Below are 26,414 nucleotides of genomic sequence, written 5' to 3' on the forward strand. Positions count from 1 at the left end.
TGTGACGCATCCCGAGAAGATCGGCAAAAAGGCTGAGCCGTCTTCCGGCAAGTCGGGAGGTGGACCTGTAAAACACAGCCACGACGGCACGGTTGTACCGCCGGAGAAAGAAGTCTCAGGCGGTGCGCCAGGTGATCTCTTCTTCACCGTCGGCACTGACGCGTATCCAGCGATCGGCGGTTTCGTCGCTTTCTTCTTCGATCCACGTGCCTGGGGCACAGCGCACTTCGACGTTCAGTGCGGCGAATGCGGCGCGCGCGCAGGCGATGTCGTCTTCCCACGGCGTCTGATCGCTGTCCAGGTGCAGGCTGTTCCATTTGCCCACGGCTTTGGGCAGCCATGTCACGCGCACGTCACCGGCCTGGCATTTCCAGGTCTGGCCGCGTTGTGTCCAGTCAGTGCATGGGCCAATGGCAGCTTCCAGCCATGCAGCAATTGCCTTGTGATCGACGTCTGCATCTTTCAGGTAAATCTCGATATCGGGTTGGCGCATGGGTGCCTCTGTTGAATGCTTATTGCAGCACGAAATAATCGTAGCGCATGGAAACGGTGACCTTGAAAGGTCCGGGTTGCTCGATGACTGCCGCGCGGCGTTCGGCGCTGGCTCGCCAGCCATGCGGTGTCATGGCCAGCAAATCGGCGCGGGACTGGCCGTCGATCAGCGTCAAGGTATAGCGCAGTGTTTCGCTGTGTTGCAATTGCATGCCTTCCGGCACCAGCGCCAAGTGCTTATCGTCAGCGTAATCACGCACTTCATCGTACAGCCGTTGACGCAGCTCCATCAGGTGCTCGCTGGTCGGGCCGACGCGCATCAGTCCGCCGCCAGGCGTCAGCAGGCGTTTGGCTTCTTGCCAGTCCAGCGGGCTGAACACGCTGGCCAGAAACTGACAACTTGCCTCCGGCAGCGGCACCCGGGCCATGCTGGCGACCATCCAGGTCAGCCTCGGATCACGACGGCAAGCCCGTTTGACGGCTTCGCGGGAGATGTCCAGGGCGTAACCGTCGGCGCGCGGCAGGGCTTCGGCAATCTGTGCGGTGTAATAACCTTCGCCGCAGCCAATGTCCAGCCAGTGCGCCGGATTGTGCTCGGCGGCCAGCTCGGCCAGTCGCCGGGCGACCGGTGCGTAGTGCCCGGCGTTGAGAAAGTCGCGCCGTGCTTCGACCATGGCCTGATTGTCACCGGGGTCGCGGCTGTTCTTGTGCTGCACCGGCAGCAGGTTCAGATAACCCTGTCGAGCACGGTCGAAACGGTGGTTGGCCGGGCAGACCACACCGTTATCTGCCGTACTGAGCGGCGCAGAGCAGATCGGACAGGTCAGCATCAGGCGAGCAACTTGACCAGGGTCCGGTAGTAAATCTCGGTCAGTACATCGAGATCACTGGCCAGAATACGTTCGTTGACTTGATGGATCGTCGCGTTGACCGGTCCCAGTTCGACCACCTGGGTACCCAGCGTGGCAATGAACCGACCATCGGAGGTTCCGCCACTGGTCGAGGCCTTGGTGTCGCGGCCGGTGACGCTCTTGATGCTGGACGACACCGCGTCCAGCAGCGCACCCGGTTCGGTCAGAAACGGCAGGCCGGACAAGGCCCAGTCCACATGCCAGTCCAGCTCATGCTTGTCGAGAATGGTCGCCACGCGCTGTTGCAGGGCTTCGACGGTCGACTCGGTCGAAAAGCGGAAATTGAAAACCGCGACCAGATCGCCTGGGATCACATTGGTCGCGCCGGTGCCGGAATTGAGGTTGGATATCTGGAAGCTGGTCGGCGGGAAGAAATCGTTACCGTTGTCCCAGTGCTCGGCAGCCAGTTCGGCCAGCGCCGGAGCAGCGAGGTGAATCGGGTTCTTCGCCAGATGCGGGTAAGCCACATGGCCCTGCTTGCCACGCACGGTGAGTTTGGCACCGAGTGAGCCGCGACGACCGTTTTTGACCACATCACCCACCAGCGTGGTACTTGAAGGCTCGCCGACGATGCACCAGTCGAGTCGCTCTTTGCGTGCAGCCAGGCGCTCGACGACAGCCTTGGTGCCATGGTGCGCCGGGCCTTCTTCGTCACTGGTAATCAGAAACGCCACCGAGCCCTTGTGATCGGGATGATCGGCGACAAAACGCTCGGCCGCGACCAGCATCGCCGCCAGGCTGCCTTTCATGTCCGCTGCGCCACGTCCGCAGAGCATGCCCTGGTCGTCGATCAAGGCGTCGAACGGATCGTTCTGCCATTGCTCCAGCGGACCGGTCGGCACCACGTCGGTATGCCCGGCGAAACACAGCACCGGGCCGTCCTGTGTGCCGTGGGTGGCCCAGAAGTTATCGACGTCTTCGATACGCATCGGCTCGAGCGTGAAGCCGGCATCGCCCAGGCGCTGCATCATCACGGTCTGGCAATCGGCATCAATCGGCGTGACCGAAGGCCGACGGATCAGGTCGCAGGCCAGTTGAAGGGTAGGCGAGAGGTCGGCGGGGGCCGTCATGTACAGAACTCCGGTAGCAAGACTTTGGGCGCGAAAAGGCGGATATCTTAAAGCAAAACGACGACCTGAGGCCGTCGTTTATTGTGCGCTGTGGATAGGTCAGGTTGTGGAACGGGAAGGGCGGTTTGCTATTGCAGAGAGGATTGCCATGACCACTGCCGCCAGGTAAGGGAGCGATTGGGCGAACAGCATTGCAATCCAGAAACCCAGATCCATGCCGATGTCTTCTTTCCTGATAAACAAAAAAGTGATTGTTCCCCACAAAATCAGCACCATGCACACGTCTTCTCTGGCCTCCAGCATGGCTTGCCCGAAACTGTTGCCGGATGTCTGCTTGGGGGTGCGGAAGAAGGGCAGTTGTGATGTGAATATGCCTGACAATACGGCCTTGCCTATAGTCGGATAAAGCGCCATGCCTGCCAGTATCGCGGCCAGCGCTTCTTTGATATCTGTGCTGATCAGTCGTTGATAAAGGGCAAGTACTTTGACGACTCGTAGCGCCAGCAGCAGTAGCAAGGAAAATGGATAGACCCACGCGACAGGTGCTGAGATGTCGGGTCGAAGGACCATTATCACGGACCAGAAAAGCATTGTCAGCGTCAGCAAGTAATTCAAGCCTTCTGCCGCCCAAGGCATCCATCCGGCCAGGAAGTGATAACGTTGTATTGCGTGCAGGTGAGGGCTCTTTCCTCTGATGAGACTTCCCGCATGTTGCTTGACGATCTGCATTGCGCCGTAGGCCCAGCGATACCGTTGTTTCTTGAAATGCGTGAAGGTATCTGGAATTAGTCCTTTGCCATAGCTGGAAGCGTTGTAGCCGGTGGAAAATCCATGTTCCAGCATTCGCAGACCGAGTTCCGCATCTTCACATATACACCATTGCGCCCAGCCCAGTTGCTGTAACGCAGATTTTCGAATCAGGGTCATTGTCCCGTGCTGGATGATGGCGTCCTGATTATTTCGGACGACCATCCCAATGTTGAAAAAACCTCGGTACTCCGCGTTGCAGCAACGCTTGAACAGGCTGTCATCACCATCACGGTAGTCCTGCGGTACTTGAATGACTGCAATATCGGGGTTCTCGAAATGCGGCACCATGTGCTTTAGCCAGAGCGGGTGGACACAATAGTCGGCGTCGATAACTGCCACGATGTCGGTCAGTTCAGACGTATATTCCAGCAGGTAGTTAAGCGCGCCAGCCTTGAATCCTTCCAACGAGTCGACATGAAAGAATCGAAAGCGCGGACCCAGTTGCTGACAGTGCTGTTCAATTGGCTTCCAGGTCTCCGGGTCTTGGGTATTATTGTCGATGATCAAAACTTCGAGATCTGGGTACTTGAGGGCGTTCAATGAATCGAGCGTCTGTTTCACCATTTCTGGAGGTTCGTTGTAGCAAGGCACATGTACAGAAACTCTGGGCGAAAAATCGGTTTGAGTGCGCTTGGGAGGAAAGGATCTCGGCTTCTCAGGCCCCCAGCAGGCTTCCAGAAACTCATGCACTTCCGTACCCGCCCCGACCATCAGGCTGGCTGCCCAGAACAGAGCGACAGGCAGAGCGACCCATTCGGAAAGAGGCTGCGCGTAGTGCATGCCGATCGCCACCAGCACACTATAGGCCACAGCTAACATCAACAGTCCTGTTACCCAGGATGTTGGTCGCAAGACTTCAAGGATCTTCGGGATTTTCGACTGCCAACTGACGTGTCTTTTGATAGGTCCACGCACCTGCAGTTTCAGAGTGCGTTGTGCATCGAAAATACCCCAGTGGGGACCTTGTAAACCCTCATCGGTCTTCCAGGGTTGATCAAAGGCTTCCAGCACAAAATAGTCATGGCCATGCTGCTCAAGCAGTGATAACTGAGTGCGCAGGTAGATTGACTGCTCTGCCAGATACTTATCCAGACGCTTTCTGTAGTTGCCGTTGCTGGGCCAGCCAATCTCACTAAGTATCAGAGGTTTGTCTGGGAACATGTGTTTCAGTTCGCTGGCTCTAGCGATTACCGCAGCGCTCGCGTCTGTCGCGGATATGCCTTCCCAAAAAGGCAATACATGCGCGGCGATGAAGTCAGTCTGTTCCGCCAATTCTGGTGTTTCGCACCAGATGTGCCATATCTCCGATGTCGAGACAGGTACGGTGACGTCACCTCGCGCGGTGCGCAGATAGTCGATCAGTTGATCGACACTGGCATCGTTGCGATAAAGTACTTCGTTGCCGATAATCAGGCGGCAAACACTGGAGAACCGACGGGTGAGGTCTATGCCCGCCATGAGTTCCTGATTATTGTGTTTTACATCCTGGTTTATCCAGACGCCGAGCGTGACACTCATGCCCAGTTCTTCGGCGATCTCCGGAATGCAGCTCAGGGTGTCTTCGACTGAATAGGTTCTTATATGTCGAGTCAGCGCGCGAATGAGTAGCAGGTCCTCTCTGATTTGCTCACGGGTTGGAAAAATTCGCGTGTGAGGACTTTGCTTTGAGCGAAAAGGCGCGTAGGTGATGCCCGATATGGTTTCAGGCCAGTCGGGCAGTTCGTCGGCTCTGTCGGCTGTGTAGTTGAGAGATTTCGCTGGACATGCCAGGTCCTTCGGTATGTTTTCATCCATGTTTGAAATGTGCTCCATGCTGCTGGACGTGGTGCCGCGACTCCCTGTCGCGCTTTTAACCTTAGCGGCTATGGGCATGGAGGTTTTCAGTCGTTAGAATTTTTTCTGCAGGTTTTCTACAAAACATACTGGGTTCAAGTCACTACTGAACATCGCTTGGGGACAAGCCGCGTGTCCTAACCCCGACAAACCTCTATAATGCGCGCCGGTTTTCGGGGTATTGATCATGAGCACAGACGATCCACGTTTCGCAGGCATCGCCCGTTTGTATGGCGTCGAGGGGCTGGCGCGCCTGCGTGCGGCTCATGTGGCGATAGTCGGTATTGGCGGTGTGGGTTCCTGGGCGGCAGAAGCCATGGCGCGCAGTGGCGTGGGTGAGATTTCGCTGTTCGACATGGACGACGTCTGTGTCAGTAACAGCAATCGCCAGCTACACGCTCTGGACAGCACCGTCGGGCGGCCCAAGGTCGAAGTGATGGCCGAGCGCATCCGGGCGATCAACCCCGACTGCGTGGTGCACGCGGTGGCGGATTTCGTGACCCGCGACACCATGGCCGAGTGCATCACTGCGGACATGGACTTCGTGATCGACTGCATCGACAGCGTCAACGCCAAGGCCGCGCTGATCTCCTGGTGCAAGCGCCGCAAGATCCAGATGGTCACCACCGGTGGGGCAGGCGGGCAGATAGATCCGACCCTGATTCAGATCGCCGACCTGAATCGTACCTTTAACGACCCCTTGGCTTCCAAGGTGCGTTCGACTCTGCGTCGCGACTACGGTTTTTCACGCACCCCGAACCGCCACTACAGCGTGCCCTGTGTCTTTTCCACCGAGCAACTGCGCTATCCGAAGCCGGATGGCAGCATCTGTCTGGAAAAGAAGTTCGTCGGTGAGGGCGTCAAGCTGGACTGTGCCGGCGGGTTTGGCGCGGTGATGATGGTGACTGCCACGTTCGGTATGGTCGCCGCCACGCGCGCCGTGGACAAGCTGGTCGCCGGCACGCGGCGGCCGTCCGAGCGGGTCAAGCCTCTGGCTGCGGCAGCCAATCATGCCTGAGTCAGTTCGCGCATTCTCTGCAGTACGGCATTCAGGCCGTTGCTGCGCGACGGTGAAAGCTGGCGGCTCAGCCCCAGTTGAGTGAACCAGTCAGGCAAATCCACGCGTTGCAGTTCGTCGGCGGACAGCCCATTGACGCGCGCGAGCAATAGCGCAACCAGCCCGCGAATCAACCGCGCGTCGCTGCTGGCACGGAACTGCCAGCCTGCAGCGCTGATTTCGCCGGTCAGCCAGACGTTGCTTTCACAGCCATGGACCAGGTGGTCATCCGATTTATCGTGATCGTCCAGCGGTGGCAGACGATCACCCCACTGCATGAGCAGGCGTGCGCGCTGTTCCCAGCTCTGCGGTTGCCCGAAGGTTTCCAGTGCAACGAGCGCCTGTGCGGGAATAGTCATCGAAGCAGCTCCAGCGCCTGATCCAGTGCGCTGAAAAAAGCCAGCAGGTCATCCGAGTCGTTGTACAGCGCCAGCGATACCCGCACCGCGCCGGGCAAGCCGAGGGTCTTGAACAGCGGCATCGCGCAATGATGACCGGCCCGTACGGCAATGCCTTGTTCAGTCAGCAGATGCGCCAGATCGGCATTGTGAACCCCGTCAACCACGAAGCTGACCAGCGCCAGATCCGGGTCGCCGAGCACTTGAATGCCATCACGCTGTTGCAGGCCTTCCAGCAGCCGGCGATGCAGGTTCGCTTCGTGCTCCGCGACGGCGTGGTGATCGAGGTTACTCAGGTAATCGAGCGTGGCGCCCAGGCCGATCACACTGGCGATGGGCGGCGTGCCGGCCTCGAAGCCCAGTGGTGCAGGTCGAAACGTCGCTTGCTGGTAGTCGGCCGTCAGCACCATCTCGCCGCCATACTGCCAGTGCGCCAGGCTCGGCAGCGCTTCATGGCGGCCATACAGCACGCCTAGTCCCTCAGGTCCGTAAAGCTTGTGACTGGAAAATACATAGAAGTCGCAGCCAAGGACCTGCACATCGTGGCGACCATGCACCACGCCTTGTGAGCCATCCACTACGGTCAGCGCGCCATGCGTCCTGGCCAGTGCAATCAGGCGGGCCAGCGGTTGCCAGGTGCCGAGCACGTTGGACAGCTGACTGACTGCCAGCAGACGTGTGCGCGGTCCGATCAGGCTGGCGGCGGCATCGGTGTCGATGACGCCATTGATGTCGATCGGCAGGATCACCAGTTTCAGGTTGCGACGTTGCGCCAGTTGCTGCCACGGCAGCAGGTTGGCGTGATGTTCCAGCGCGCTGATGACGATCTCGTCGCCCGCAACGAACGCATGCTCCAGCCCGTAAGCAAGCAGGTTGAGGGCTGAGGTCGCGCCGTGGGTGAAAATGAGTTGCCCGCTGTCACCGGCATTGAGCCAATGCGCCGCCTTGAGGCGACTGTCTTCGAACGCCTGGGTGGCATGGGCGCCGGGCAGATGCTGCGCGCGATGCACGTTGGCTGCACCGTTGGCGTAATAGTGGCTCAGGGCATCGATCAATGCCTGCGGCTTTTGCGTGGTGGCGGCGTTGTCCAGATAGGTCTGGCCTTGCCGTTGCAGGGCGGCGATGGCTGGAAAGTCAGCACGCCAGAGAGAGGTGAGGGGCATTGTTCGTCCGGCTCGTGGAAGCGGATTCAAAGCCGCAAGACTTTGAATCCGCACACAGCATCAGTTATGAGCGTGCAGTGCTTCGTTCAGCTCGACGGCCGACTTGTGGGTCTTGCATTCCACAGCGCCGGTCTGCGAGTTGCGACGGAACAACAGATCGTTCTGGCCTGCCAGCTCGCGGGCCTTGACGATCTTCACCAGCTCGTTGTTTTCATCGAGCAGCGCAACCTTGGTGCCGGCGGTGACATAAAGACCCGATTCCACGGTATTACGATCGCCCAGCGGAATGCCGATCCCGGCGTTGGCACCGATCAGGCAGCCTTCGCCGACCTTGATGATGATGTTGCCGCCACCGGACAGTGTGCCCATGGTCGAGCAGCCGCCGCCCAGATCAGAGCCCTTGCCGACGAATACGCCTGCCGAAACACGACCTTCGATCATGCCCGGGCCTTCAGTGCCGCCGTTGAAGTTGACGAAGCCTTCGTGCATCACGGTGGTGCCCTCACCGATATAGGCACCCAGACGCACGCGCGCGCTATCGGCAATACGCACGCCGCTCGGCACGACGTAGTCGGTCATTTTCGGGAATTTATCAACCGAGAACACTTCCAGCAGCTCGCCCTTGAGGCGCGCTTCGAGTTGGCGTTCGGCCAGCTCACCCAGGTCGACTGCGCCCTGACTGGTCCAGGCGACGTTTGGCAGCAGCGGAAAAATGCCGGCCAGGTTCAGGCCGTGCGGCTTGACCAGCCGATGCGACAGCAAATGCAGCTTGAGGTAGGCCTCGGGCGTCGACGTCAGTGTGCTGTCTTCAGCCAGCAGGGTGGCGACCAGCGGTTTCTGGCTTTCCGCCAGGCGTGTCAGCAGGGCGGCTTGAGTGCTGTCGACCGGCTTGACGGCCTCGGCCAGCTTGTACGCCATGTCTACAGTGAAGGTGATTGCCTTGTTGCCATCGGTATAGCCCAGAACCGGTGCGATCGCGGCGACCAGTGCAGGCGATGGATTGATCAGTGGCTGGGCATAAAACACTTCCAGCCACGCGCCTTGACGATTTTGGGTGCCGACGCCGAAGGCCAGGCTGAACAGGGTAGTGGACATGCAAATACCTCTTAACTTTATCAAGGGGCTTTCAGTAGCGCTCTGGCTTACTGTAAAGCCGCTGCATACAGGTCTGGTTTGAACCCGATCAGGGTTTTATCGCCCAGCTCAAGCACCGGACGCTTGATCATGGACGGCTGCGCAACCATCAGCTCGATGGCCTTTGCCTGATCGAGATCGGCTTTCTGTCCGTCATCGAGCTTGCGAAAGGTGGTGCCTGCGCGGTTCAGCACCACTTGCCAACCGTGTTCGTCGCACCACTGAGTCAAGTGCTCACGGTCGATACCCAGCGTCTTGTAATCATGAAACTCGTAGCTCACGGAATGTTCGTCGAGCCAGGTACGAGCCTTTTTCATGGTGTCGCACGCTTTGATGCCAAATAGAGTGTAAGTCATTGTTTTAAGCGGGGTGGCTGATCTTGCTCGTGATTCCCCGCGATTTCTCCTCGCAATTCAGCCGCGCATTATGCCACGTCATTTCATGCAGCGCCGCGCCTGAGTGGATCTGGCGTCCGGCGGTGAATAGATAACTCCTATAACTATCATAAAAAATGTTTCACCCCCGCCATCTTGAGTGAAGCGTCGTGTCGGACAATGATGGCGCTCGATTTTCAAAACTGGGTCGCGTTATGTCTGAACAAGATAAGAAGCGTCAGGAAGCGCTTGTCCGGCAACGCTATTACAGGGAACGTCAACGTGCCGAAGGCTTCAAGCAAAGCACAATCTGGATTCACGCCGAAGCGGAGGCGGACGGCAGGTCGGCTGCTCGCGAAGGCAAGCCGCTGCTGCCCATGCAGTCCCACGACCCGGTAAGCTGGGCCGTGGGGTGGGTAGCGGAAAAAATGCGCACGCGTCAGTAATCAGCTTTCAGCGCGTGCTAGCGCCACGCTTCATGGCTGAAGTGCGTGGCGCGTGAACCGGGCAGCAGACGCTCCCGACCTATAGCTTCAGCGTTGTTCGAATTTCGAGTTGGTGCGATTCGGGTAGATGGCACCCATCACTTTGATGTCGTTGGGGCTGAGTGTCTTGCCGACATTGATGATTTCAAAGTCGCCCAGGGTCAGGCCATTGGGGATGTCGAAGTGCATGACCGAGTCCCGGTCATAAGCTGAATAATAGTAATCTGCGGCTTCGTACCGGTCGAGAAAGTTCCGGTTGACCTCGTCGTCGGTCAGCCCGGTCTGTACAAGCAGGGAGCGCAGAAGCGGCTCGTTCCAGGGAATGTTGGCCTGAGGATGCTGATGCTCGTGAACGGCACCCAGCGCGTGCCCGAATTCATGCAACACGATGCGCGTCAACTCTGCGGACGGCTTCAGATCTGCCGTATAAATCTCTTTGATATTGAATTCCATAGTGGACTCATCCTGCCTGGCGAGCAGCGCATCGGTGCCTATTGCGCTCCAGTTCAGGTGTTCGTTGAAGCCAATACGGATATCGCTGGGACCTTGGGTCACGAACTCGAATTTCAGATTTATGTGCTCAAGCCACTTTTTTGCCGCCTCGATGATGGGGTCTTTAAGCACGGCCGGAGGGTCTTTCGGAAAGAGAATTTTCAGGGTACGCCCGCGTGCCCAGTATTTGGTGAATGCCACCAGAATCCGTGGCTCGCGCGTTGACTCGCCTGTTTCGTAGCCGGTTTCCGACTCGTAGGTGGGGGTGATGGCCGCGTTGGCGGCGTTTTCACGAATGGCAGCGTCATAAGACGTCTGCTGATCTGTGACAGTTCGCATGCAGCAGGATGATGGCAGTTTTACATTCTGAACGGATGGAGCAGGCATTTGATTGACCTTCATAGCGATTCACTTCCTGTCAGGAAGCCGGAAAAATGAAGGTTCAAGGTAGGTTCAAACGAGGTGTTGCAGGTGGTAACTATTTATTTTATTACCCTGCCGCACATTGCATGCGACAGGGCTGTTTGCGATGCGTCTACTTGTTCAGGAAGGCGCGGATGCGTTCAGCGGCCTCGATGCACTCGGCCAGCGGCGCTACCAGTGCCAGTCGCACCCGCCCGGCACCCGGGTTGACGCCGTCCACTTCCCGCGACAGGTACGAGCCCGGAACGGCGGTGACGTGCTGGTCAACGAACAGATCGCGACAAAAAATGGCGTCGTCGGTGTCCACATTCGGCCACAGATAGAACCCGCCGTCCGGACGCTGTACGTCCAGCACCGGGGCCAGAATGTCGAGCACCGCGTCGAATTTCTCGCGGTACAGGTCCCGGTTGGCACGCACATGGGCTTCGTCGTTCCAGGCGGCGATGCTGGCCAGTTGGGTTTGAACCGGCATGGCGCAACCATGGTAGGTGCGATACAGCAGGAACGCCTTGAGAATCTCGGCATCGCCGGCAACGAAACCGGAGCGCAGGCCCGGCAGGTTGGAGCGCTTGGACAGGCTGTGAAAAACCACGCAGCGCTTGAAGTCCTTGCGGCCCAGTTCCACGCAGGCACTGAGCAGGCCTGGAGGTGGCGTTTGTTCGTCGAAGTACAGCTCGCTGTAGCACTCGTCCGCGGCAATGACGAAGTCATACTGATCGGCCAGTGCGATCAGCTTTTTCAGCGTTTCGACCGGGATCAGCGCGCCGGTCGGATTGCCCGGCGAACACAGAAACAGAATCTGGCAGCGTTTCCAGATGTCCGGGGTGACCGCATCGAAATCAGGGTTGAAGCCGTTCTCGCTCAGGCACGGCAGATAGTGCGGCCGGGCGCCCGCCAGATACGCCGCACCTTCGTAGATCTGATAAAACGGGTTCGGGCTGATCACCAGGCCGTCGTCACTGCGATTGACCACGGTCTGGGTAAATGCAAACAGCGCCTCGCGGGTGCCGTTGACCGGCAGTACGTTGCGCGCCGGGTCAATCCAGCTTTCAGGCACGTCAAAGCGACGGCTGCACCAGCCGGCAATCGCCTCGCGCAGCGCGGGGATACCGAGCGTGGTCGGGTACACCGCCATCTGGTCGAGGTTGTCTGCGAGCGCCTTGGCAACGAAATCGGGTGAACGGTGCTTCGGCTCGCCAATGGACAGCGCCACCGGGCGTTTATCCGGGTTGGGCGTCACGCCGCCCAGCAACGCGCGAAGCTTTTCGAACGGGTAGGGGTGAAGCAGTTGCATGGCGTTATTCATGGAGCGTGTTCCTCGATGAGCTATGTAGAGCCGATTCGTGTGGTCGAGTGTTCAAATGCTGATCCGCAGATCGCCGCCGGTGTCCGGGTTGACGCTCAGTTGCTTGACGATGGCTTCCTGCAACTGGCTGCACAACTGTGGATCGGACAGCGGCTGATTGTTGGCGTCGGTGATGAAGAAAACGTCCTCGACGCGCTCGCCCAGCGTTGCAATCTTGGCGTTCTGCAAAGACAGGTCGAACTCCAGGAAGATCTTGCCGACCCGCGCCAGCAGGCCGGGTCGATCCGGGGCCAGCAGTTCCAGTACAGTCACCGGGCGCTGGGCATCATTGTGAATGGTGACCTGCGGCGCAAACGCGAAGTGCTTGAGCTGGCGGGGGACGCGGCGCTTGATGATCGTCGGGTAGTCATCCGGGTTGTGCAGCGCTTCGGTCAGGCCGTCGCGGATGTCCTGAATGCGTTCCGGATTGTTGCCGATCGAGCCGCCTTCGTGATCGAGCACGATGTAGGTGTCGAGTGTGAACTGGCTGCTCGAGGTAATGATGCGCGCATCGTGAATGTTCAGGTTCAACTGGTCCATCGCGGCGACGGTCACCGCGAAGAAATCGTGCTGATCCGGTGCATAAATGAAGATCTGGGTACCGCCTTCGAACTCGCGATGCGTGGTTTCCTTGATCAGCACCAGCGGGCCGCCGTCGGAGGGCTGTTGCAGGATCGCGTCGCTGTGCCAGGCCACGTCACCGGCGGTATGGCGCAGAAAGTAGTCGTCTCCCAGGGCTGACCACAGCTGCTCGACATCATCGGGATCGGTGCCATTGCGGACCAGAATATCCAGCGCGGCGATCTGCGTGCGGCGGATCTGCTCTTCGCGGTCGACCGGGTTTTCCAGGCCGCGACGCAGGGCGCGCTTGGTTTCGGTATACAGCTGGCGCAACAGGCTGGCGCGCCATGAATTCCACAGGGTCGGATTGGTCGCGTTGATATCGGCGACGGTCAGCACGTACAGATAATCCAGATGCACCTCGTCACCGACAAACTGGGCGAAATCGTGAATCACCTGCGGGTCGGACAGATCCTTGCGCTGGGCGGTGGTCGACATGACCAGGTGATTGCTCACCAGCCAGACGATCAGCCGGGTGTCCCAGTCAGGCAGTTGATGACGCTTGCCGAACGCCTGCGCATCCACCGCACCAAGCTCCGAGTGATCGCCACCCCGGCCTTTGCCGATGTCGTGATACAGCCCGGCCAGGTAGATAAGCTCGGCCTTGGGCAGGCGGGCCATGATCTTGCTGGCCAGCGGAAATTTCTCCGACACTTCGGTGTATTGCAGCTTGCGCAGGTGCTTGATCAGATTCAGCGTGTGCGCGTCGACGGTATAGATGTGGAACAGGTCGTGCTGCATTTGCCCCACGATGTGGCCGAACTCCGGCAGATACAGGCCAAGAAGGCCGTAGCGGTTCATGCGTCGCAGGTTGCGGTGAATACCCGTTTCGCACTTGAACAGCTCGATGAACAGGCTGGTGTTGCGGATATCGTTGCGGAAGTCGTCGTTAATCAGGTGCCTGTGCTCGCGCAACAGGCGAATGGTGTCGGCACGTACTCCCTTGATTTCCGGATGTTGAGCCATCAGCACGAAAATTTCGAGCATCGCGAACGGGGTGCGCTTGAACACGTTCGCATGGGTGGCTTCTATATAGCCGTCATGCAGCTGGAAGCGCGAATTGATCGGCTGCGGCGTACCGCTGTCTTCGGAAAGAATCACTTCCTCGAAGTGCTGGATGATCAGATCGCTCAGTTCGGCGATGCTCATGACCACGCGATAGTACTTCTGCATGAAGCGCTCGATGGCCAGTTTGGCATCATTGTCTTCGTAGCCCAGCAGGCTGGCGATACTGCGCTGGTAGTCGAACAGCAGCCGGTCTTCGGAGCGTCCGGCCAGCATGTGCAGCGCATAGCGTACTTTCCAGAGAAACTCCTGGGAGGAGGCCAGCAATGCGTTTTCGCTGCCCAGCAGAAAACCTTCGCCCGCCAATGCATGCAGGTTCAGCGTGCCGTACTGGCGTCGGGCTACCCAAAGAATGGTCTGGATATCGCGCAGCCCGCCGGGGGAGCCTTTGACGTTGGGCTCCAGGTTGTATTCGGTGTCGTTGTACTTGTGATGGCGCTTTTTCTGCTCTGCATGCTTGGCAAGGAAGAAATCCTTGCTCGGCCACATCCGCCGCGTACTGGTGACGTCCAGCATGCGTTGGCGCAGGTGTTCAGGTCCGGCGATGGTGCGGCTTTCCATCAGGTTGGTGATGACCGTCAGGTCAGCCCGTCCTTCCTGTGCGCACTCGGCGACCGAGCGTACGCTTTGCCCGACCTCAAGGCCGATGTCCCACAGCAGCGTCAGAAAACCCTCGATAGGTTCGCGAAAAACTTCGTGGTCGTCGCTGTCCAGCAGGATCAGCAGGTCGATGTCCGAATAGGGGTGCAATTCGCCGCGGCCGTAGCCACCCACCGCCAGCAGCGCGATGTCGGCGTCTTCGCTCCAGTTGAACTGGTCCCAGGCCTTTTGCAGGATGTTATCCACGAACCAGGCCCGATCCTCGATCAGTCGCCGAATGTCGCGGCCCGACCTGAAGCGCTCGTCCAGTACGTCTCGTGCTCTGCGAATGGCTTTCTTGAAAGCGGCGATGGGGCTGGCTTTCAAGGCCAGTTCGGCCTGGAACTGGCCGCGATCGAACAGGTCTGGGTCTACTTGCGGCATGGAACAGCATTCCTCATGTCGGGCATTGCGTGTGTTCAATCGGATTCAGCCATGCAGACTCGAGTCAGGGAGCCTTTTGTGCAATGGTATCGTCGCTGCGTAAAGTGAAGATTTCGTAACCGTCGGCGGTCACCAGCAGCGTGTGTTCCCACTGTGCCGAAAGCTTGCGGTCCTTGGTGATCGCCGTCCAGCCATCGCCGAGGATCTTGGTTTCCGGGCGACCCTGATTGATCATCGGTTCGATCGTGAAGGTCATGCCTTCCTTTAACTGAATGCCGGTGCCCGCTTCGCCAAAGTGCATGATTTGTGGCTCTTCATGAAATACCTTGCCGATCCCGTGGCCGCAAAAATCACGTACCACCGAAAAACCATTCTTTTCCGCATGTTTCTGGATGACTGCACCGATATCGCCCAGGTGAGTACCCGGTTTGACGATCTCGATGGCTTTGTACAGGCATTCCTGAGTCACCTTCGACAGGCGTTCGGCCCACACCGGAACGGTGCCGACATGGAACATTCTGCTGGTGTCGCCGTGGTAGCCGTCCTTTATGACCGTGACGTCGATGTTCAGCGAGTCGCCGTCCTTGAGCTTCTTGTCGCTCGGGATGCCGTGGCAGACCACCTGATTGATCGACGTGCAGATCGACTTGGGGAAACCCCGGTAATTCAGCGGGGCAGGGATCGCTTTCTGTTCGTTGACGATATAGTCGTGGCAGATGCGGTCCAGCTCTTCGGTGGTCACGCCCGGCTTGACATAAGGGGCAATCATTTCCAGAACCTCGGCGGCCAGACGGCCGGCGATGCGCATCTTTTCGATGTCTTCCGGAGTTTTGAGGGTGATGGTCATACAGAATCTCTCGACGTGTCGGGCACGCGGCTGGTGCGCAAAGGCGCGATTCTACCAGACCGTCTGCGTCGGGGGATCATCGCTTCCTTCTATAGCCTTTCGATGCCGCCTTTCAGAGCGGGCTAAATGCAAAGTAAAACAAGAACTTGATGGGAGTTCCGTTCTCTTCCCTTTTGTGATATAAAATGCGCCGCTTTCCAAGGTCCGCCTTCGAAGCACAAACCCACACACGTGTCGACACGATGACCTGGGTGCCCTGGCTAGATGCCATTGGTTGGTCATTGGGATGCGTGGAGGCCTAACCCGACTTATCAAGGAACTATCATGTCCCAAGTCAACATGCGCGATATGCTGAAGGCTGGTTGCCACTTCGGCCACCAGACCCGTTACTGGAACCCGAAAATGGGTAAGTACATTTTCGGCGCGCGTAACAATATTCACATCATCAACCTTGAAAAAACCCTGCCTATGTTCAACGAAGCTCTGACTTTCGTTGAGCGCCTGGCTTCGGGCAAAAACAAGATTCTGTTCGTCGGCACCAAGCGTTCCGCTGGCAAGATCGTTGCTGAAGAAGCAGCACGTTGCGGTTCGCCGTACGTCGACCATCGCTGGTTGGGCGGCATGCTGACCAACTTCAAGACCATCCGTCAGTCGATCAAGCGTCTGCGCGAGCTGGAAGTACAGGCTGAAGACGGTACTTTCGCCAAGCTGACCAAGAAAGAAGCCCTGATGCGCACTCGTGATCTGGAAAAACTGGATCGCAGCCTGGGTGGTATCAAGGATATGGGCGGTCTGCCAGACGCACTGTTCGTCATCGACGTTGACCACGAGCGCATCGCGATCACCGAAGCCAACAAGCTGGGCATCCCTGTTATCGGCGTCGTCGACACCAACAGCAGCCCGGAAGGCGTTGACTACATCATCCCGGGCAACGATGACGCAATCCGCGCTATCCAGCTGTACATGGGTTCGATGGCTGATGCTGTTATCCGTGGTCGTAACAATGTTGCTGGCGGCACCGACGTATTCGTCGAAGAAGCTCCAGCTGCAGCAGCTGTAGAAGGCTGAGTAAAAACGCCTGGCGTTTACTCAGTACGCGAAAAGGGGGCTTAGCCCCCTTTTTGCCACCTCGGAAATGATTTGTCGGCGTGCAAGCACGGCCTTGTTGTCATGTGTTGCTGCCACCCTGATTTTTCAAGAATTGCACGCCCGGCCAGCCGGGTGGAATGGTTGAAGACCTATCCAAGAGGATTTTGAAATGGCAGAGATTACTGCAGCGTTGGTCAAAGAACTGCGCGAGCGTACCGGCGAAGGCATGATGGATTGCAAAAAGGCCTTGACCAAGGCTGGCGGCGACATCGAAAAGGCAATCGACGACATGCGTGCTTCCGGCGCCATCAAGGCTGCCAAGAAAGCAGGCAACGTTGCTGCTGAAGGCGCTATCGCCATCAAAGACGACGGCAAAGCTGCTGTCATCATCGAAGTCAACTCGCAGACCGACTTCCTGGCTCTGCAGGACGATTTCAAGAATTTCGTCGCTGCCAGCGTCGAAAAAGCCTTTGCCGACAAAATGACCGACGTCGCTCCGTTGATCGAAGCTCAGGAAACTGCGCGTCTGGTGCTGGTCGGCAAGGTTGGCGAAAACGTCAACATTCGTCGTCTGAAGCGCATCGAAGGTGACGTGGTAGGTTCTTACCTGCACGGCAACAAGATCGGTGTGGTCGTTACCCTGAAAGGTGGCGACGTCGATCTGGCTAAAGACATCGCCATGCACGTAGCGGCGAGCAACCCTGAGTTCCTGTTACCTTCGGAAGTGTCTGCCGAAGCGATCGAGCGCGAGAAGAATGTCTTCCTGCAACTGAACGAAGACAAGATCAAAGGCAAGCCTGCTGAAATCGTCGAGAAGATGGTTGGCGGCCGTATCACCAAGTTCTTGGCAGAAGCCAGCCTGGTTGAGCAGGCGTTCGTCAAGAACCCTGAAGTCAAGGTCGGCGAGCTGGCCAAGAAAGCCGGTGCTGAAATCGTTTCTTTCACTTACTTCAAGGTAGGCGAAGGCATCGAGAAGCCGGTCGACAACTTCGCTGACGAAGTTGCTGCCCAGCTGGCTGCCGCCAAGCAGTAAGACAGTTTTCAAACTGTCGCCCCAAAGAGGCTGCCCGCTCACGCGTGCGGCCTCTTTGTCGAAAGAGCAAAGGAATTTCCTTGGAGATTACGCCTGCAAGGCTGCATTCTCCCGACGCTTGCACAGCGTCAAGCTAAAGTATTCGCAGGCTTGAAATAGCTCGCACAGATTTTTTCAGAAAAACGCCGCAGGAGAGATTCGCAATGGCTCAGCAGGGCAGTGGTTATCAGGCTCGCTATAAACGCATTCTACTCAAGCTTAGCGGCGAGGCCCTCATGGGCTCCGAAGAGTTCGGCATCGACCCCAAGGTCCTTGACCGCATGGCACTGGAAGTCGGCCAACTGGTCGGTATTGGTGTTCAGGTCGGCCTGGTCATCGGTGGCGGCAACCTGTTTCGTGGTGCAGCCCTGAGTGCAGCCGGCATGGATCGGGTAACGGGCGACCACATGGGCATGCTGGCCACTGTGATGAACGCTCTGGCCATGCGCGATGCGCTCGAGCGCGCTAATATCACGGCGATCGTCATGTCCGCCATTTCGATGGTGGGTGTCACCGATCACTACGATCGTCGCAAGGCCATGCGCCACCTCAGTGCCAAGGAAGTGGTGATCTTCGCGGCGGGTACGGGTAATCCGTTCTTCACGACCGATTCGGCAGCGTGCCTGCGCGCTATCGAGATCGACGCCGACGTGGTGCTCAAAGCGACCAAGGTCGACGGTGTGTACACCGCAGATCCGTTCAAGGACCCGAATGCCGAGAAGTTCGATCATCTGACTTACGATGAAGTGCTGGATCGCAAGCTGGGCGTGATGGATCTGACCGCAATCTGCCTGTGTCGCGATCACAAGATGCCATTGCGCGTCTTCAACATGAACAAACCGGGTGCCCTTCTGAATATCGTCCATGGTGGCGCCGAAGGAACCCTGATCGAGGAAGCCCAACAATGATCAATGAAATCAAGAAAGATGCTCGGGTTCGCATGCAGAAGAGCCTGGAATCGCTGGCCCATGCGTTCACCCGGATCCGTACCGGCAAGGCTCACCCAAGCATTCTGGGTGGTGTCATGGTTCCTTACTACGGTTCCGACACCCCGCTGAGCCAGGTTGCCAACGTGACCGTCAAGGATTCGCGCACCCTTCAGGTCGTGGCGTTCGAGCGCAACATGCTGGCTGCGGTCGATAAGGCCATCCAGAGCTCCGGCCTGGGCTTCAACCCGACCAACCTGGGCGAATTGCTGCTGATTTCGATGCCGGCGCTGACTGAAGAAACCCGCAAGGGCTTCACCAAGCAGGCGCGCGATGCAGCCGAAGATGCGCGTGTTGCCGTGCGCAATATCCGTCGTGATGCGCTGAGCCAGTTGAAAGACCTGGTCAAGGACAAGGAAATCAGCGAAGACGAAGAGCGTCGTGCGGCTGACGACGTGCAGAAGCTGACCGACAAGTTCGTGGCGGAAATCGAAGCTGCGGTGAAGCAGAAAGAAGCTGATCTGATGGCTGTATAAGGTTTCGGACGCTTTCATGGAAAAAATAAAACCGGCCGCGCCCTCATCGGTGCCGCGTCACGTCGCGATTATCATGGATGGTAATAATCGCTGGGCGAAAAAGCGTCTGTTGCCAGGCGTTGCAGGCCACAAGGCGGGCGTCGATGCTGTGCGCGCCGTTATCGAGGTCTGCGCCGAAGCCAACGTCGAAGTGTTGACATTGTTCGCGTTCTCCAGTGAAAACTGGCAGCGCCCGGCCGAAGAGGTCGGTGCGCTGATGGAGCTGTTTTTTACGGCCTTGCGGCGTGAAACGAAGCGCCTGAACGAGAATGACATCAGCCTGCGCATCATTGGTGATCGTTCGCGCTTTCATCCCGAGCTTCAGGCAGCCATGCGTGAGGCAGAGGCGCGGACGTCAGGCAACAGTCGCTTTGTGCTGCAGATTGCTGCCAATTACGGGGGTCAGTGGGACATTGCGCAGGCCGCACAGCGGTTGGCGCGCGAGGTTCAGGCCGGTCATTTGCAGCCGGACGAGATTACGCCCGAGCTGTTGCAGTCCTGTCTGGCGACGGGCGATCTGCCGCTGCCGGACCTGTGCATTCGCACCGGCGGCGAGCACCGCATCAGCAATTTCCTGCTTTGGCAGCTGGCCTACGCCGAGCTGTACTTCTCCGACCTGTTCTGGCCGGACTTCAAACACGATGCCATGCGAGTTGCGCTGGCAGATTTCGCTTCTCGCCAACGTCGCTTCGGTAAAACCAGCGAACAGGTAGAAGCTGGAGCCCGGGCTTAATGCTGAAACAACGGATCATCACGGCACTCATTCTGTTGCCGATCGCCCTCTGCGGCTTTTTCCTGCTGACCGGCATGTACTTCGCCCTGTTTATCGGGGTTGTCGTTGTTCTGGGCGCCTGGGAATGGGCGCGGCTGGCTGGTTTCGCTGCCCAGTCGATGCGCATTGGCTATGCCGCAGTGGTCGCAGTCCTGCTATTTCTGATGTACCTGCTGCCGGGGCTTGAGCCGTGGGTGCTGGTCGCTGCGGTCATCTGGTGGGGCGTGGCAACGTTTCTGGTGCTTACCTATCCCGATTCCAGTAGCCACTGGGCGAGCGCCGCGTGCAAGCTGGTGATCGGTCTGCTGATTTTGCTGCCGGCCTGGCAGGGTCTGGTGCTGATCAAGCAGTGGCCGCTGGGCAACTGGTTGATTCTGGCTGTCATGGTGCTGGTCTGGGCGGCCGACATCGGTGCCTATTTCTCCGGAAAGGCATTCGGCAAGCGCAAGCTGGCGCCCAAGGTGAGCCCCGGCAAAAGCTGGGAGGGCGTATACGGTGGGCTGGCGGTGAGTCTCGCTATCACGGCTGCGGTGGGTATTTCCCGCGACTGGTCTGTCATCCAGTTCATCGCCGCCCTGCTGGGCGCTGCCGTGATCGTCTTCATCTCGGTGATCGGTGACCTGACCGAAAGCATGTTCAAGCGCCAGTCAGGGGTCAAGGACAGCAGCAACCTGCTGCCTGGCCACGGCGGGGTGCTGGATCGCATCGACAGCCTGACGGCGGCCATTCCGGTATTTGCCGTACTGCTCTGGGCCGCTGACTGGGGTGTCATGTGAGTGCCCCGCAACAGCTCACCATTCTGGGGGCGACCGGTTCCATCGGCCTGAGTACCCTGGATGTGGTCGCTCGCCATCCGGCGCTTTATCAGGTGTTCGCGCTGACGGGCTTCAGTCGTCTGAAAGAACTACTGGCCTTGTGCATCAGGCATACACCGCAATACGCCGTGGTGCCGGATCAGGCGGTCGCGCGTAAATTGCAGGACGATCTTGCCGCTGCCGGGCTCGATACCCGTGTGCTGGTGGGGGAGCAGGGTCTGTGCGAAGTGGCTGCGCATCCGCTGGTCGATGCGGTGATGGCTGCCATCGTCGGTGCGGCGGGCTTGCGTCCGACTCTGGCGGCGGTAGAGGCAGGCAAGAAGGTCTTGCTGGCCAATAAAGAGGCGCTGGTCATGTCCGGTGCCTTGTTCATGCAGGCTGTGCAGCGAAGCGGGGCCGTGCTGCTGCCCATCGACAGCGAGCACAATGCGATCTTTCAATGCCTGCCTGGCGACTTTTCGCGCGGGCTGGCCGCTGTCGGTGTGCGGCGTGTCATGCTGACTGCTTCGGGCGGCCCGTTCCGTGAAACGGCCCTCGATCAGTTGCAGGATGTGACCCCTGAGCAGGCCTGTGCGCACCCGGTCTGGTCGATGGGGCGCAAGATTTCAGTGGATTCGGCCACGATGATGAACAAGGGGCTTGAGCTGATCGAAGCCTGCTGGCTGTTCGATGCTCGCCCTGATCAGATCGAGGTTGTGATTCACCCCCAGAGCGTGATCCACTCGCTGGTTGATTATGTCGATGGCTCGGTTCTGGCCCAGTTGGGCAATCCCGACATGCGTACGCCAATCGCCCATGCACTGGCCTGGCCTGCACGTGTAGACTCCGGCGTAGCGCCGCTGGATCTGTTTCGGATCGGGCAGCTGGATTTTCAGGCGCCGGACGAAGGCCGGTTCCCGTGTCTGCGGCTTGCGCGGCAGGCGGCAGAAGCCGGAGGCAGCGCGCCCGCCATGCTCAATGCCGCCAATGAAGTGGCCGTCGCGGCATTCCTTGATCGGCGTATTCGCTATCCGGAAATCGCCGGAATGATCGCGGATGTCCTGAGTCAGGAGCCCGTTATCGCTGTCGAGGAGCTTGATACGGTTTTCGCGGTGGATGCGAAAGCGCGCTTGCTGGCAGGTCAATGGCTTGAAAGAAACGGCCGGCAGTGATCGCCACTTTATGAATGAAAGGGTTGTTGTGGTGCGTCAACGGCAGGTCGCGCAGGCGTGCACTGATTAACACACTGACCGACCAGTCGGTACCTGGAGAAGATTGATGAGCGCTCTATACATGATTCTCGGCACCCTGATTGCGCTGGGTGTGTTGGTGACCTTCCACGAGTTCGGCCACTTCTGGGTGGCGCGGCGCTGTGGCGTCAAGGTATTGCGCTTTTCGGTGGGCTTCGGCACGCCGCTGTTGCGCTGGCACGACCGTCAGGGTACCGAGTACATGATTGCTGCGATTCCGCTGGGCGGTTATGTGAAGATGCTCGACGAGCGCGAGGGCAACGTCCCGCCCGAGCTGGCCGATCAGGCCTTCAACCGCAAGACGGTCGGGCAGCGCATCGCGATTGTGATCGCCGGTCCGACGGCCAACTTCCTGCTGGCCATCGCGTTCTTCTGGGTGCTGGCGATGATGGGCAGCGAACAGGTTCGTCCGGTGATCGGCAACGTCGAGCCTGGCAGTATCGCTCAGCAGGCCGGTTTGACGTCCGGTCAGGAAATCGTTGCAGTCGATGGCGAGCCGACTTCCGGCTGGGCGGCGGTCAACCTGCAACTGGTTCGCCGGCTGGGTGAAAGCGGCACCATCGCGCTCAAGCTCAGGGATCAGGGCTCGACGGTCGATACATCCCGCGAGCTGGTGCTGAACGACTGGCTCCGAGGCGCCGAGGAGCCGGATCCGATCAAGTCGCTGGGGATTCGCCCGTGGCGTCCGGCCTTGCCGCCGGTACTGGCAGAAATTGATCCAAAAGGTCCGGCGCAGAGTGCCGGGCTCAGGACCGGTGATCGTCTGGTGTCGATGGACGGTCAGCCCCTCAATGAGTGGCAGCAGGTTGTTGACCGGGTGCGTGAGCGGCCGCAAGCCGTTGTGTCGATGCGCATCGAGCGTGATGGCGTGCAAATGGATATGCCGGTGACCCTCGCCGCCAAAGGTGAGGGCAAGGCAGCCGCAGGTTATCTCGGTGCCGGGGTAAAAGCTGTCGATTGGCCACCGGAAATGTTGCGCGAGGTCAGCTACGGTCCTTTCGCCGCGATGGCCGAGGGTGTAAAGCGCACCTGGAGCATGAGCGTGCTGACTCTGGACTCGCTCAAGAAAATGTTGTTCGGCGAGCTCTCGGTAAAAAACTTGAGTGGACCGATAACCATTGCTAAAGTGGCGGGCGCTTCGGCCCAGTCGGGTTTTGGAGATTTTCTGAACTTCCTCGCTTATCTGAGCATAAGCCTCGGGGTTCTGAATCTGCTGCCCATTCCTGTTCTGGACGGGGGGCATCTGCTGTTTTACCTGATCGAGTGGGCGCGTGGTCGTCCCCTGTCGGAAAAGGTACAAGGTTGGGGTGCACAGATCGGTATCAGTCTGGTGGTGGGCGTCATGTTGCTCGCACTGGTCAACGATCTGGGCCGATTGTAAAGCGTTGCCGAGTTGCGAATCTGCCGCATTTTGCGGCAGTTTGTTTATTGCCAGTTGGAATAAGAAAGGACTTCATGAAACGTCTGCTGCTAACTGCGGTTCTTTCCGCACTGATGATCGCTGAAGTTCACGCCGAGTCCTTCACCATCTCCGATATCCGTGTCAACGGCCTGCAGCGGGTTTCCGCCGGCAGCGTCTTTGGTGCGCTGCCGCTGAACGTAGGCGAGCAGGCGGATGACGGTCGTCTGGTCGATGCTACCCGTTCGTTGTTCAAAACCGGTTTCTTTCAAGACATCCAGCTGGGTCGTGATGGCAATGTGCTCGTCATCAACGTCGTTGAGCGCCCGTCGGTTGCCAGTATCGAAATCGAGGGCAACAAGGCCATTTCGACTGAAGACCTGATGAAAGGCCTCAAACAGTCCGGTCTTGCCGAAGGTGAAATTTTTCAGCGTGCAACCCTTGAAGGTGTGCGTAACGAGCTGCAACGCCAATACGTTGCCCAAGGCCGTTACTCCGCCACGGTTGACGCCGAGGTCGTACCTCAGCCGCGCAACCGCGTAGGCCTGAAAATCGATATCAATGAAGGCACCGTTGCCTCCATTCAGCACATCAACGTGGTCGGCAACACCGTCTTTTCCGACGAAGACCTGACCGACCTGTTCGAACTCAAGACCAGTAACTGGCTCTCGTTCTTCAAGAACGATGACAAGTATGCTCGCGAGAAGCTGTCCGGCGACCTCGAGCGTCTGCGTTCGTACTACCTCGATCGCGGCTATATCAACATGGATATCGCCTCGACTCAGGTGTCGATCACGCCTGACAAGAAGAACGTGTACATCACGGTCAACGTCAACGAAGGCGAGAAGTACAGCGTCAAGTCGGTCAAGCTCAGCGGCGACCTGAAGGTGCCTGAAGATCAGGTCAAATCCCTGCTGCTGGTTCAGCCGGGGCAGGTCTTCTCGCGCAAGGTCATGACCACGACTTCCGAGCTGATCACCCGTCGTCTCGGTAACGAAGGCTACACCTTCGCCAACGTCAACGGCGTGCCTACGCCGAACAACGAAGACCACACGGTCGATATCACGTTTGTGGTCGATCCTGGCAAGCGCGCTTACGTGAACCGCATCAACTACCGTGGCAACACCAAGTCGGAAGACGAAGTGCTGCGTCGCGAAATGCGTCAGATGGAAGGTGGCTGGGCTTCTACCTACCTGATCGATCAATCGAAAACCCGTCTTGATCGCCTGGGCTTCTTCAAGGAAGTCAACGTCGAAACGCCGCCTGTTCCGGGCACCGATGATCAGGTGGACGTGAACTACGCCGTTGAAGAGCAAGCGTCCGGCTCGATCACCGCCAGCGTCGGCTTTGCACAGAGTGCCGGTTTGATCCTGGGTGGTTCGATCAGCCAGAACAATTTCCTGGGTACGGGTAACAAGGTCAGCATCGGCCTGACTCGCAGTGAGTATCAGAGCCGCTATAACTTCAGCTACGTCGATCCGTACTACACGCCGGACGGTGTAAGCCTGGGTTACAGCGCGTTCTATCGCACCACCAACTACGATGACCTCGACGTTGATGTGGCAAGCTACGCAGTAGACAGCCTGGGTGCCGGTATCAATCTCGGCTACCCGATCAGCGAGACCTCGCGCCTGACCTACGGTCTGACCGTGCAGCAGGATGAGATCAAGACGGGCCGTTACACCGTTGACGAGATTTTTGACTTCGTTGACAAGGAAGGCGACAAGTACCTGAACTTCAAGGGCTCGGTTGGCTGGTCTGAATCGACGCTGAACAAAGGTGTGCTGGCCACCCGTGGTCACTCGCAAAGCCTGGTGTTCGAATCCACCTTGCCAGGCAGCGACCTGTCGTTCTTCAAGCTGGATTACCGCGCTCAGTACTTCCACCCGATTACCGACAGCTACACCTTGCGTCTGCACACCGAGCTGGGTTATGGCGACGGCTACGGTTCGACCTCGGGTCTGCCGTTCTACGAGAACTACTACGCCGGTGGCTTCAACTCGGTTCGTGGCTTCAAGGACAGCACGCTAGGGCCGCGTAGTACTCCGAGCCGGGGTGCTGCGGTGACGGGTAACCAGGGTACGTCAGCCGATCCTGACCAGGATCCACTGCCGTTTGGCGGTAACGCTCTGGTTCAGGGTGGCGTAGAAGTCATGTTCCCGCTGCCGTTCGTCAAGGATCAACGTTCCCTGCGTACTTCCGTTTTCTGGGATGTCGGTAACGTATTTGACACCAAGTGCGACTCGAGCAGAACGACAGGCAACGGCAAGAAAGTCGAGTGCAATGATATCGACCTTTCCGGTATGGCCAGTTCTGTTGGTATCGGCGTCACCTGGATCACTGCGCTCGGTCCTTTGAGCTTCGCTTTGGCGATGCCGATCAAGAAGCCGGACGACGAAGCAGAAACTCAGGTCTTCCAATTCTCCCTGGGTCAGACGTTCTAAGCGTCTGATCTGTGATAACGCAACGAATTTTGTAGGAGTTGTATTGTGCGTAAGTTGACTCAATTGGTAATGCTGGCCACCGTATTGGTCGCCAGCCCTGTATTTGCTGACATGAAAATCGCGGTACTGAACTATCAAATGGCCCTGCTGGAATCCGACGCTGCCAAGCGTTATGCAGTGGACGCCGAGAAGAAATTCGGTCCGCAACTGACCAAGCTGAAGAGCCTGGAAAGCAGCGCCAAGGGTATTCAGGATCGTCTGGTAAGCGGCGGCGACAAAATGGCTCAGCCTGAGCGCGAACGTCTGGAGCTCGAGTTCAAGCAAAAGGCGCGTGACTTCCAGTTCCAGTCCAAGGAACTGAACGAAGCCAAGGCCGTTGCAGACCGTGAGATGCTCAAGCAGCTCAAGCCGAAGCTGGATCAGGCTGTTGAAGAAGTCATCAAAAAAGGTGGTTTTGATCTGGTCTTCGAGCGCGGTGCAGTGATTGACGTCAAACCTCAGTATGACGTGACTCGCCAGGTCATCGAGCGCATGAACCAGCTGAAGTAAT

At 58.3% G+C, this 26,414-nt stretch carries 24 protein-coding genes; 12 read left to right on the forward strand and 12 right to left on the reverse strand.

The genetic code is table 11. The features are described 5' to 3' along the window. Positions 1–115: 115 nt before the first annotated feature. From ABJ99_RS20080 to ABJ99_RS20095, 4 genes are all read right to left on the reverse strand, one after another. Positions 116–493 carry a hypothetical protein gene (locus ABJ99_RS20080; RefSeq protein ID WP_054087300.1) on the reverse strand — a complete coding sequence of 126 codons (378 nt, stop codon included), beginning with the start codon at positions 491–493 and terminating at the stop codon, positions 116–118. Between the two features lie 19 nt (positions 494–512). Beyond that, positions 513–1,322: a putative RNA methyltransferase gene (locus tag ABJ99_RS20085; RefSeq protein ID WP_054087301.1), complete on the reverse strand. Its 810-nt coding sequence runs from the start codon at positions 1,320–1,322 to the stop codon at positions 513–515. Continuing rightward, complete coding sequence (dapE, locus tag ABJ99_RS20090; protein ID WP_054087302.1) at positions 1,322–2,473, reverse strand: succinyl-diaminopimelate desuccinylase; 1,152 nt, start codon at positions 2,471–2,473, stop codon at positions 1,322–1,324. Before dapE ends, ABJ99_RS20085 begins: the two co-directional genes overlap by 1 nt. A gap of 99 nt (positions 2,474–2,572) precedes the next feature. Beyond that, positions 2,573–5,095 (reverse strand): glycosyltransferase, encoded by a 2,523-nt coding sequence (locus ABJ99_RS20095; RefSeq protein WP_054087370.1) that lies wholly within the window; start codon positions 5,093–5,095, stop codon positions 2,573–2,575. A 208-nt stretch (positions 5,096–5,303) separates the two neighbouring features. Here ABJ99_RS20095 and tcdA point away from each other — a divergent pair, with 208 nt between their 5' ends. Next, positions 5,304–6,134, forward strand: a complete 831-nt coding sequence (gene tcdA, locus ABJ99_RS20100) for a tRNA cyclic N6-threonylcarbamoyladenosine(37) synthase TcdA (protein WP_054087303.1) — start codon at positions 5,304–5,306, stop codon at positions 6,132–6,134. On the opposite strand, the gene ABJ99_RS20105 is transcribed toward tcdA, so the two are convergent. From ABJ99_RS20105 to ABJ99_RS20120, 4 genes are read right to left on the reverse strand one after another with little or no spacing between them, the layout of a single operon-like run. Next, the gene (locus ABJ99_RS20105; RefSeq protein ID WP_054087304.1) at positions 6,125–6,532 is read right to left on the reverse strand and encodes a SufE family protein; all 408 of its coding nucleotides are present in this window, start codon (positions 6,530–6,532) and stop codon (positions 6,125–6,127) included. The two genes, tcdA and ABJ99_RS20105, sit on opposite strands and share 10 nt — an antisense overlap. Beyond that, positions 6,529–7,734: an aminotransferase class V-fold PLP-dependent enzyme gene (locus ABJ99_RS20110; protein WP_054087305.1), complete on the reverse strand. Its 1,206-nt coding sequence runs from the start codon at positions 7,732–7,734 to the stop codon at positions 6,529–6,531. The genes ABJ99_RS20105 and ABJ99_RS20110 overlap by 4 nt, the downstream gene beginning before the upstream one ends. A gap of 60 nt (positions 7,735–7,794) precedes the next feature. Then, positions 7,795–8,829: a 2,3,4,5-tetrahydropyridine-2,6-dicarboxylate N-succinyltransferase gene (gene dapD / locus ABJ99_RS20115; protein ID WP_054087306.1), complete on the reverse strand. Its 1,035-nt coding sequence runs from the start codon at positions 8,827–8,829 to the stop codon at positions 7,795–7,797. Between the two features lie 47 nt (positions 8,830–8,876). Further along, entirely contained in the window at positions 8,877–9,224 is a 348-nt protein-coding gene (locus ABJ99_RS20120) for an ArsC family reductase (protein WP_054087307.1), read from the reverse strand. Between the two features lie 233 nt (positions 9,225–9,457). Here ABJ99_RS20120 and ABJ99_RS20125 point away from each other — a divergent pair, with 233 nt between their 5' ends. Then, positions 9,458–9,688 (forward strand): hypothetical protein, encoded by a 231-nt coding sequence (locus ABJ99_RS20125; RefSeq protein ID WP_007250141.1) that lies wholly within the window; start codon positions 9,458–9,460, stop codon positions 9,686–9,688. Positions 9,689–9,775: 87 nt separating this feature from the next. On the opposite strand, the gene ABJ99_RS20130 is transcribed toward ABJ99_RS20125, so the two are convergent. From ABJ99_RS20130 to map, 4 genes are all read right to left on the reverse strand, one after another. After that, positions 9,776–10,621: a matrixin family metalloprotease gene (locus ABJ99_RS20130; RefSeq protein ID WP_054087308.1), complete on the reverse strand. Its 846-nt coding sequence runs from the start codon at positions 10,619–10,621 to the stop codon at positions 9,776–9,778. A 133-nt stretch (positions 10,622–10,754) separates the two neighbouring features. After that, a complete protein-coding gene (gene dapC / locus ABJ99_RS20135; protein WP_054087309.1) occupies positions 10,755–11,948 on the reverse strand; it encodes a succinyldiaminopimelate transaminase in 1,194 nt (397 codons plus the stop codon). Between the two features lie 51 nt (positions 11,949–11,999). Further along, the gene (locus ABJ99_RS20140; protein WP_054087310.1) at positions 12,000–14,696 is read right to left on the reverse strand and encodes a [protein-PII] uridylyltransferase; all 2,697 of its coding nucleotides are present in this window, start codon (positions 14,694–14,696) and stop codon (positions 12,000–12,002) included. A gap of 64 nt (positions 14,697–14,760) precedes the next feature. Beyond that, a complete protein-coding gene (map, locus tag ABJ99_RS20145; RefSeq protein ID WP_054087311.1) occupies positions 14,761–15,543 on the reverse strand; it encodes a type I methionyl aminopeptidase in 783 nt (260 codons plus the stop codon). Between the two features lie 324 nt (positions 15,544–15,867). Between map and rpsB the strand changes: the two genes are divergently transcribed. The 10 genes from rpsB to ABJ99_RS20195 all read left to right on the forward strand — a co-directional run bounded on the left by rpsB (position 15,868) and on the right by ABJ99_RS20195 (position 26,413). Further along, the gene (rpsB, locus tag ABJ99_RS20150) at positions 15,868–16,611 is read left to right on the forward strand and encodes a 30S ribosomal protein S2 (protein WP_054087312.1); all 744 of its coding nucleotides are present in this window, start codon (positions 15,868–15,870) and stop codon (positions 16,609–16,611) included. Positions 16,612–16,801: 190 nt separating this feature from the next. After that, entirely contained in the window at positions 16,802–17,665 is an 864-nt protein-coding gene (tsf, locus tag ABJ99_RS20155) for a translation elongation factor Ts (RefSeq protein ID WP_007250147.1), read from the forward strand. A 203-nt stretch (positions 17,666–17,868) separates the two neighbouring features. Beyond that, positions 17,869–18,612 (forward strand): UMP kinase, encoded by a 744-nt coding sequence (pyrH, locus tag ABJ99_RS20160; protein ID WP_007250148.1) that lies wholly within the window; start codon positions 17,869–17,871, stop codon positions 18,610–18,612. Further along, the gene (gene frr, locus ABJ99_RS20165) at positions 18,609–19,166 is read left to right on the forward strand and encodes a ribosome recycling factor (RefSeq protein WP_054087313.1); all 558 of its coding nucleotides are present in this window, start codon (positions 18,609–18,611) and stop codon (positions 19,164–19,166) included. The genes pyrH and frr overlap by 4 nt, the downstream gene beginning before the upstream one ends. 16 nt (positions 19,167–19,182) lie before the next feature. Next, positions 19,183–19,938, forward strand: coding sequence for a polyprenyl diphosphate synthase (gene uppS / locus ABJ99_RS20170; protein WP_054087314.1), 756 nt, complete (start codon positions 19,183–19,185; stop codon positions 19,936–19,938). Next, a complete protein-coding gene (locus ABJ99_RS20175; protein ID WP_054087315.1) occupies positions 19,938–20,753 on the forward strand; it encodes a phosphatidate cytidylyltransferase in 816 nt (271 codons plus the stop codon). The genes uppS and ABJ99_RS20175 overlap by 1 nt, the downstream gene beginning before the upstream one ends. Then, entirely contained in the window at positions 20,750–21,943 is a 1,194-nt protein-coding gene (ispC, locus tag ABJ99_RS20180; protein WP_054087316.1) for a 1-deoxy-D-xylulose-5-phosphate reductoisomerase, read from the forward strand. Before ABJ99_RS20175 ends, ispC begins: the two co-directional genes overlap by 4 nt. A gap of 106 nt (positions 21,944–22,049) precedes the next feature. Continuing rightward, positions 22,050–23,402 (forward strand): sigma E protease regulator RseP, encoded by a 1,353-nt coding sequence (rseP, locus tag ABJ99_RS20185; protein WP_054087317.1) that lies wholly within the window; start codon positions 22,050–22,052, stop codon positions 23,400–23,402. 74 nt (positions 23,403–23,476) lie between these two features. Continuing rightward, a complete protein-coding gene (gene bamA / locus ABJ99_RS20190; protein ID WP_007250153.1) occupies positions 23,477–25,864 on the forward strand; it encodes an outer membrane protein assembly factor BamA in 2,388 nt (795 codons plus the stop codon). A 45-nt stretch (positions 25,865–25,909) separates the two neighbouring features. Then, positions 25,910–26,413: an OmpH/Skp family outer membrane protein gene (locus ABJ99_RS20195; protein ID WP_054087318.1), complete on the forward strand. Its 504-nt coding sequence runs from the start codon at positions 25,910–25,912 to the stop codon at positions 26,411–26,413. The last annotated feature ends 1 nt before the right edge of the window (position 26,414 follow it).

The organism is Pseudomonas syringae pv. cilantro, assembly GCF_001293775.1.
GTDB classification, from domain to species: domain Bacteria; phylum Pseudomonadota; class Gammaproteobacteria; order Pseudomonadales; family Pseudomonadaceae; genus Aquipseudomonas; species Aquipseudomonas syringae_P.

Coding starts and splice junctions, on each gene's coding strand:
- bamA (WP_007250153.1), top strand. CDS start 23,477: ATGAAACGTCTGCTGCTAACTGCGGTTCTTTCCGCACTGATGATCGCT.
- ABJ99_RS20080 (WP_054087300.1), bottom strand. CDS start 493: ATGCGCCAACCCGATATCGAGATTTACCTGAAAGATGCAGACGTCGAT.
- ABJ99_RS20110 (WP_054087305.1), bottom strand. CDS start 7,734: ATGCCCCTCACCTCTCTCTGGCGTGCTGACTTTCCAGCCATCGCCGCC.
- map (WP_054087311.1), bottom strand. CDS start 15,543: ATGACCATCACCCTCAAAACTCCGGAAGACATCGAAAAGATGCGCATC.
- dapD (WP_054087306.1), bottom strand. CDS start 8,829: ATGTCCACTACCCTGTTCAGCCTGGCCTTCGGCGTCGGCACCCAAAAT.
- dapC (WP_054087309.1), bottom strand. CDS start 11,948: ATGAATAACGCCATGCAACTGCTTCACCCCTACCCGTTCGAAAAGCTT.
- ABJ99_RS20120 (WP_054087307.1), bottom strand. CDS start 9,224: ATGACTTACACTCTATTTGGCATCAAAGCGTGCGACACCATGAAAAAG.
- frr (WP_054087313.1), top strand. CDS start 18,609: ATGATCAATGAAATCAAGAAAGATGCTCGGGTTCGCATGCAGAAGAGC.
- tcdA (WP_054087303.1), top strand. CDS start 5,304: ATGAGCACAGACGATCCACGTTTCGCAGGCATCGCCCGTTTGTATGGC.
- rseP (WP_054087317.1), top strand. CDS start 22,050: ATGAGCGCTCTATACATGATTCTCGGCACCCTGATTGCGCTGGGTGTG.
- ABJ99_RS20125 (WP_007250141.1), top strand. CDS start 9,458: ATGTCTGAACAAGATAAGAAGCGTCAGGAAGCGCTTGTCCGGCAACGC.
- ABJ99_RS20175 (WP_054087315.1), top strand. CDS start 19,938: ATGCTGAAACAACGGATCATCACGGCACTCATTCTGTTGCCGATCGCC.
- tsf (WP_007250147.1), top strand. CDS start 16,802: ATGGCAGAGATTACTGCAGCGTTGGTCAAAGAACTGCGCGAGCGTACC.
- ABJ99_RS20085 (WP_054087301.1), bottom strand. CDS start 1,322: ATGCTGACCTGTCCGATCTGCTCTGCGCCGCTCAGTACGGCAGATAAC.
- ABJ99_RS20130 (WP_054087308.1), bottom strand. CDS start 10,621: ATGAAGGTCAATCAAATGCCTGCTCCATCCGTTCAGAATGTAAAACTG.
- ABJ99_RS20105 (WP_054087304.1), bottom strand. CDS start 6,532: ATGACTATTCCCGCACAGGCGCTCGTTGCACTGGAAACCTTCGGGCAA.
- rpsB (WP_054087312.1), top strand. CDS start 15,868: ATGTCCCAAGTCAACATGCGCGATATGCTGAAGGCTGGTTGCCACTTC.
- pyrH (WP_007250148.1), top strand. CDS start 17,869: ATGGCTCAGCAGGGCAGTGGTTATCAGGCTCGCTATAAACGCATTCTA.
- ABJ99_RS20140 (WP_054087310.1), bottom strand. CDS start 14,696: ATGCCGCAAGTAGACCCAGACCTGTTCGATCGCGGCCAGTTCCAGGCC.
- dapE (WP_054087302.1), bottom strand. CDS start 2,473: ATGACGGCCCCCGCCGACCTCTCGCCTACCCTTCAACTGGCCTGCGAC.
- uppS (WP_054087314.1), top strand. CDS start 19,183: ATGGAAAAAATAAAACCGGCCGCGCCCTCATCGGTGCCGCGTCACGTC.
- ABJ99_RS20095 (WP_054087370.1), bottom strand. CDS start 5,095: ATGGAGCACATTTCAAACATGGATGAAAACATACCGAAGGACCTGGCA.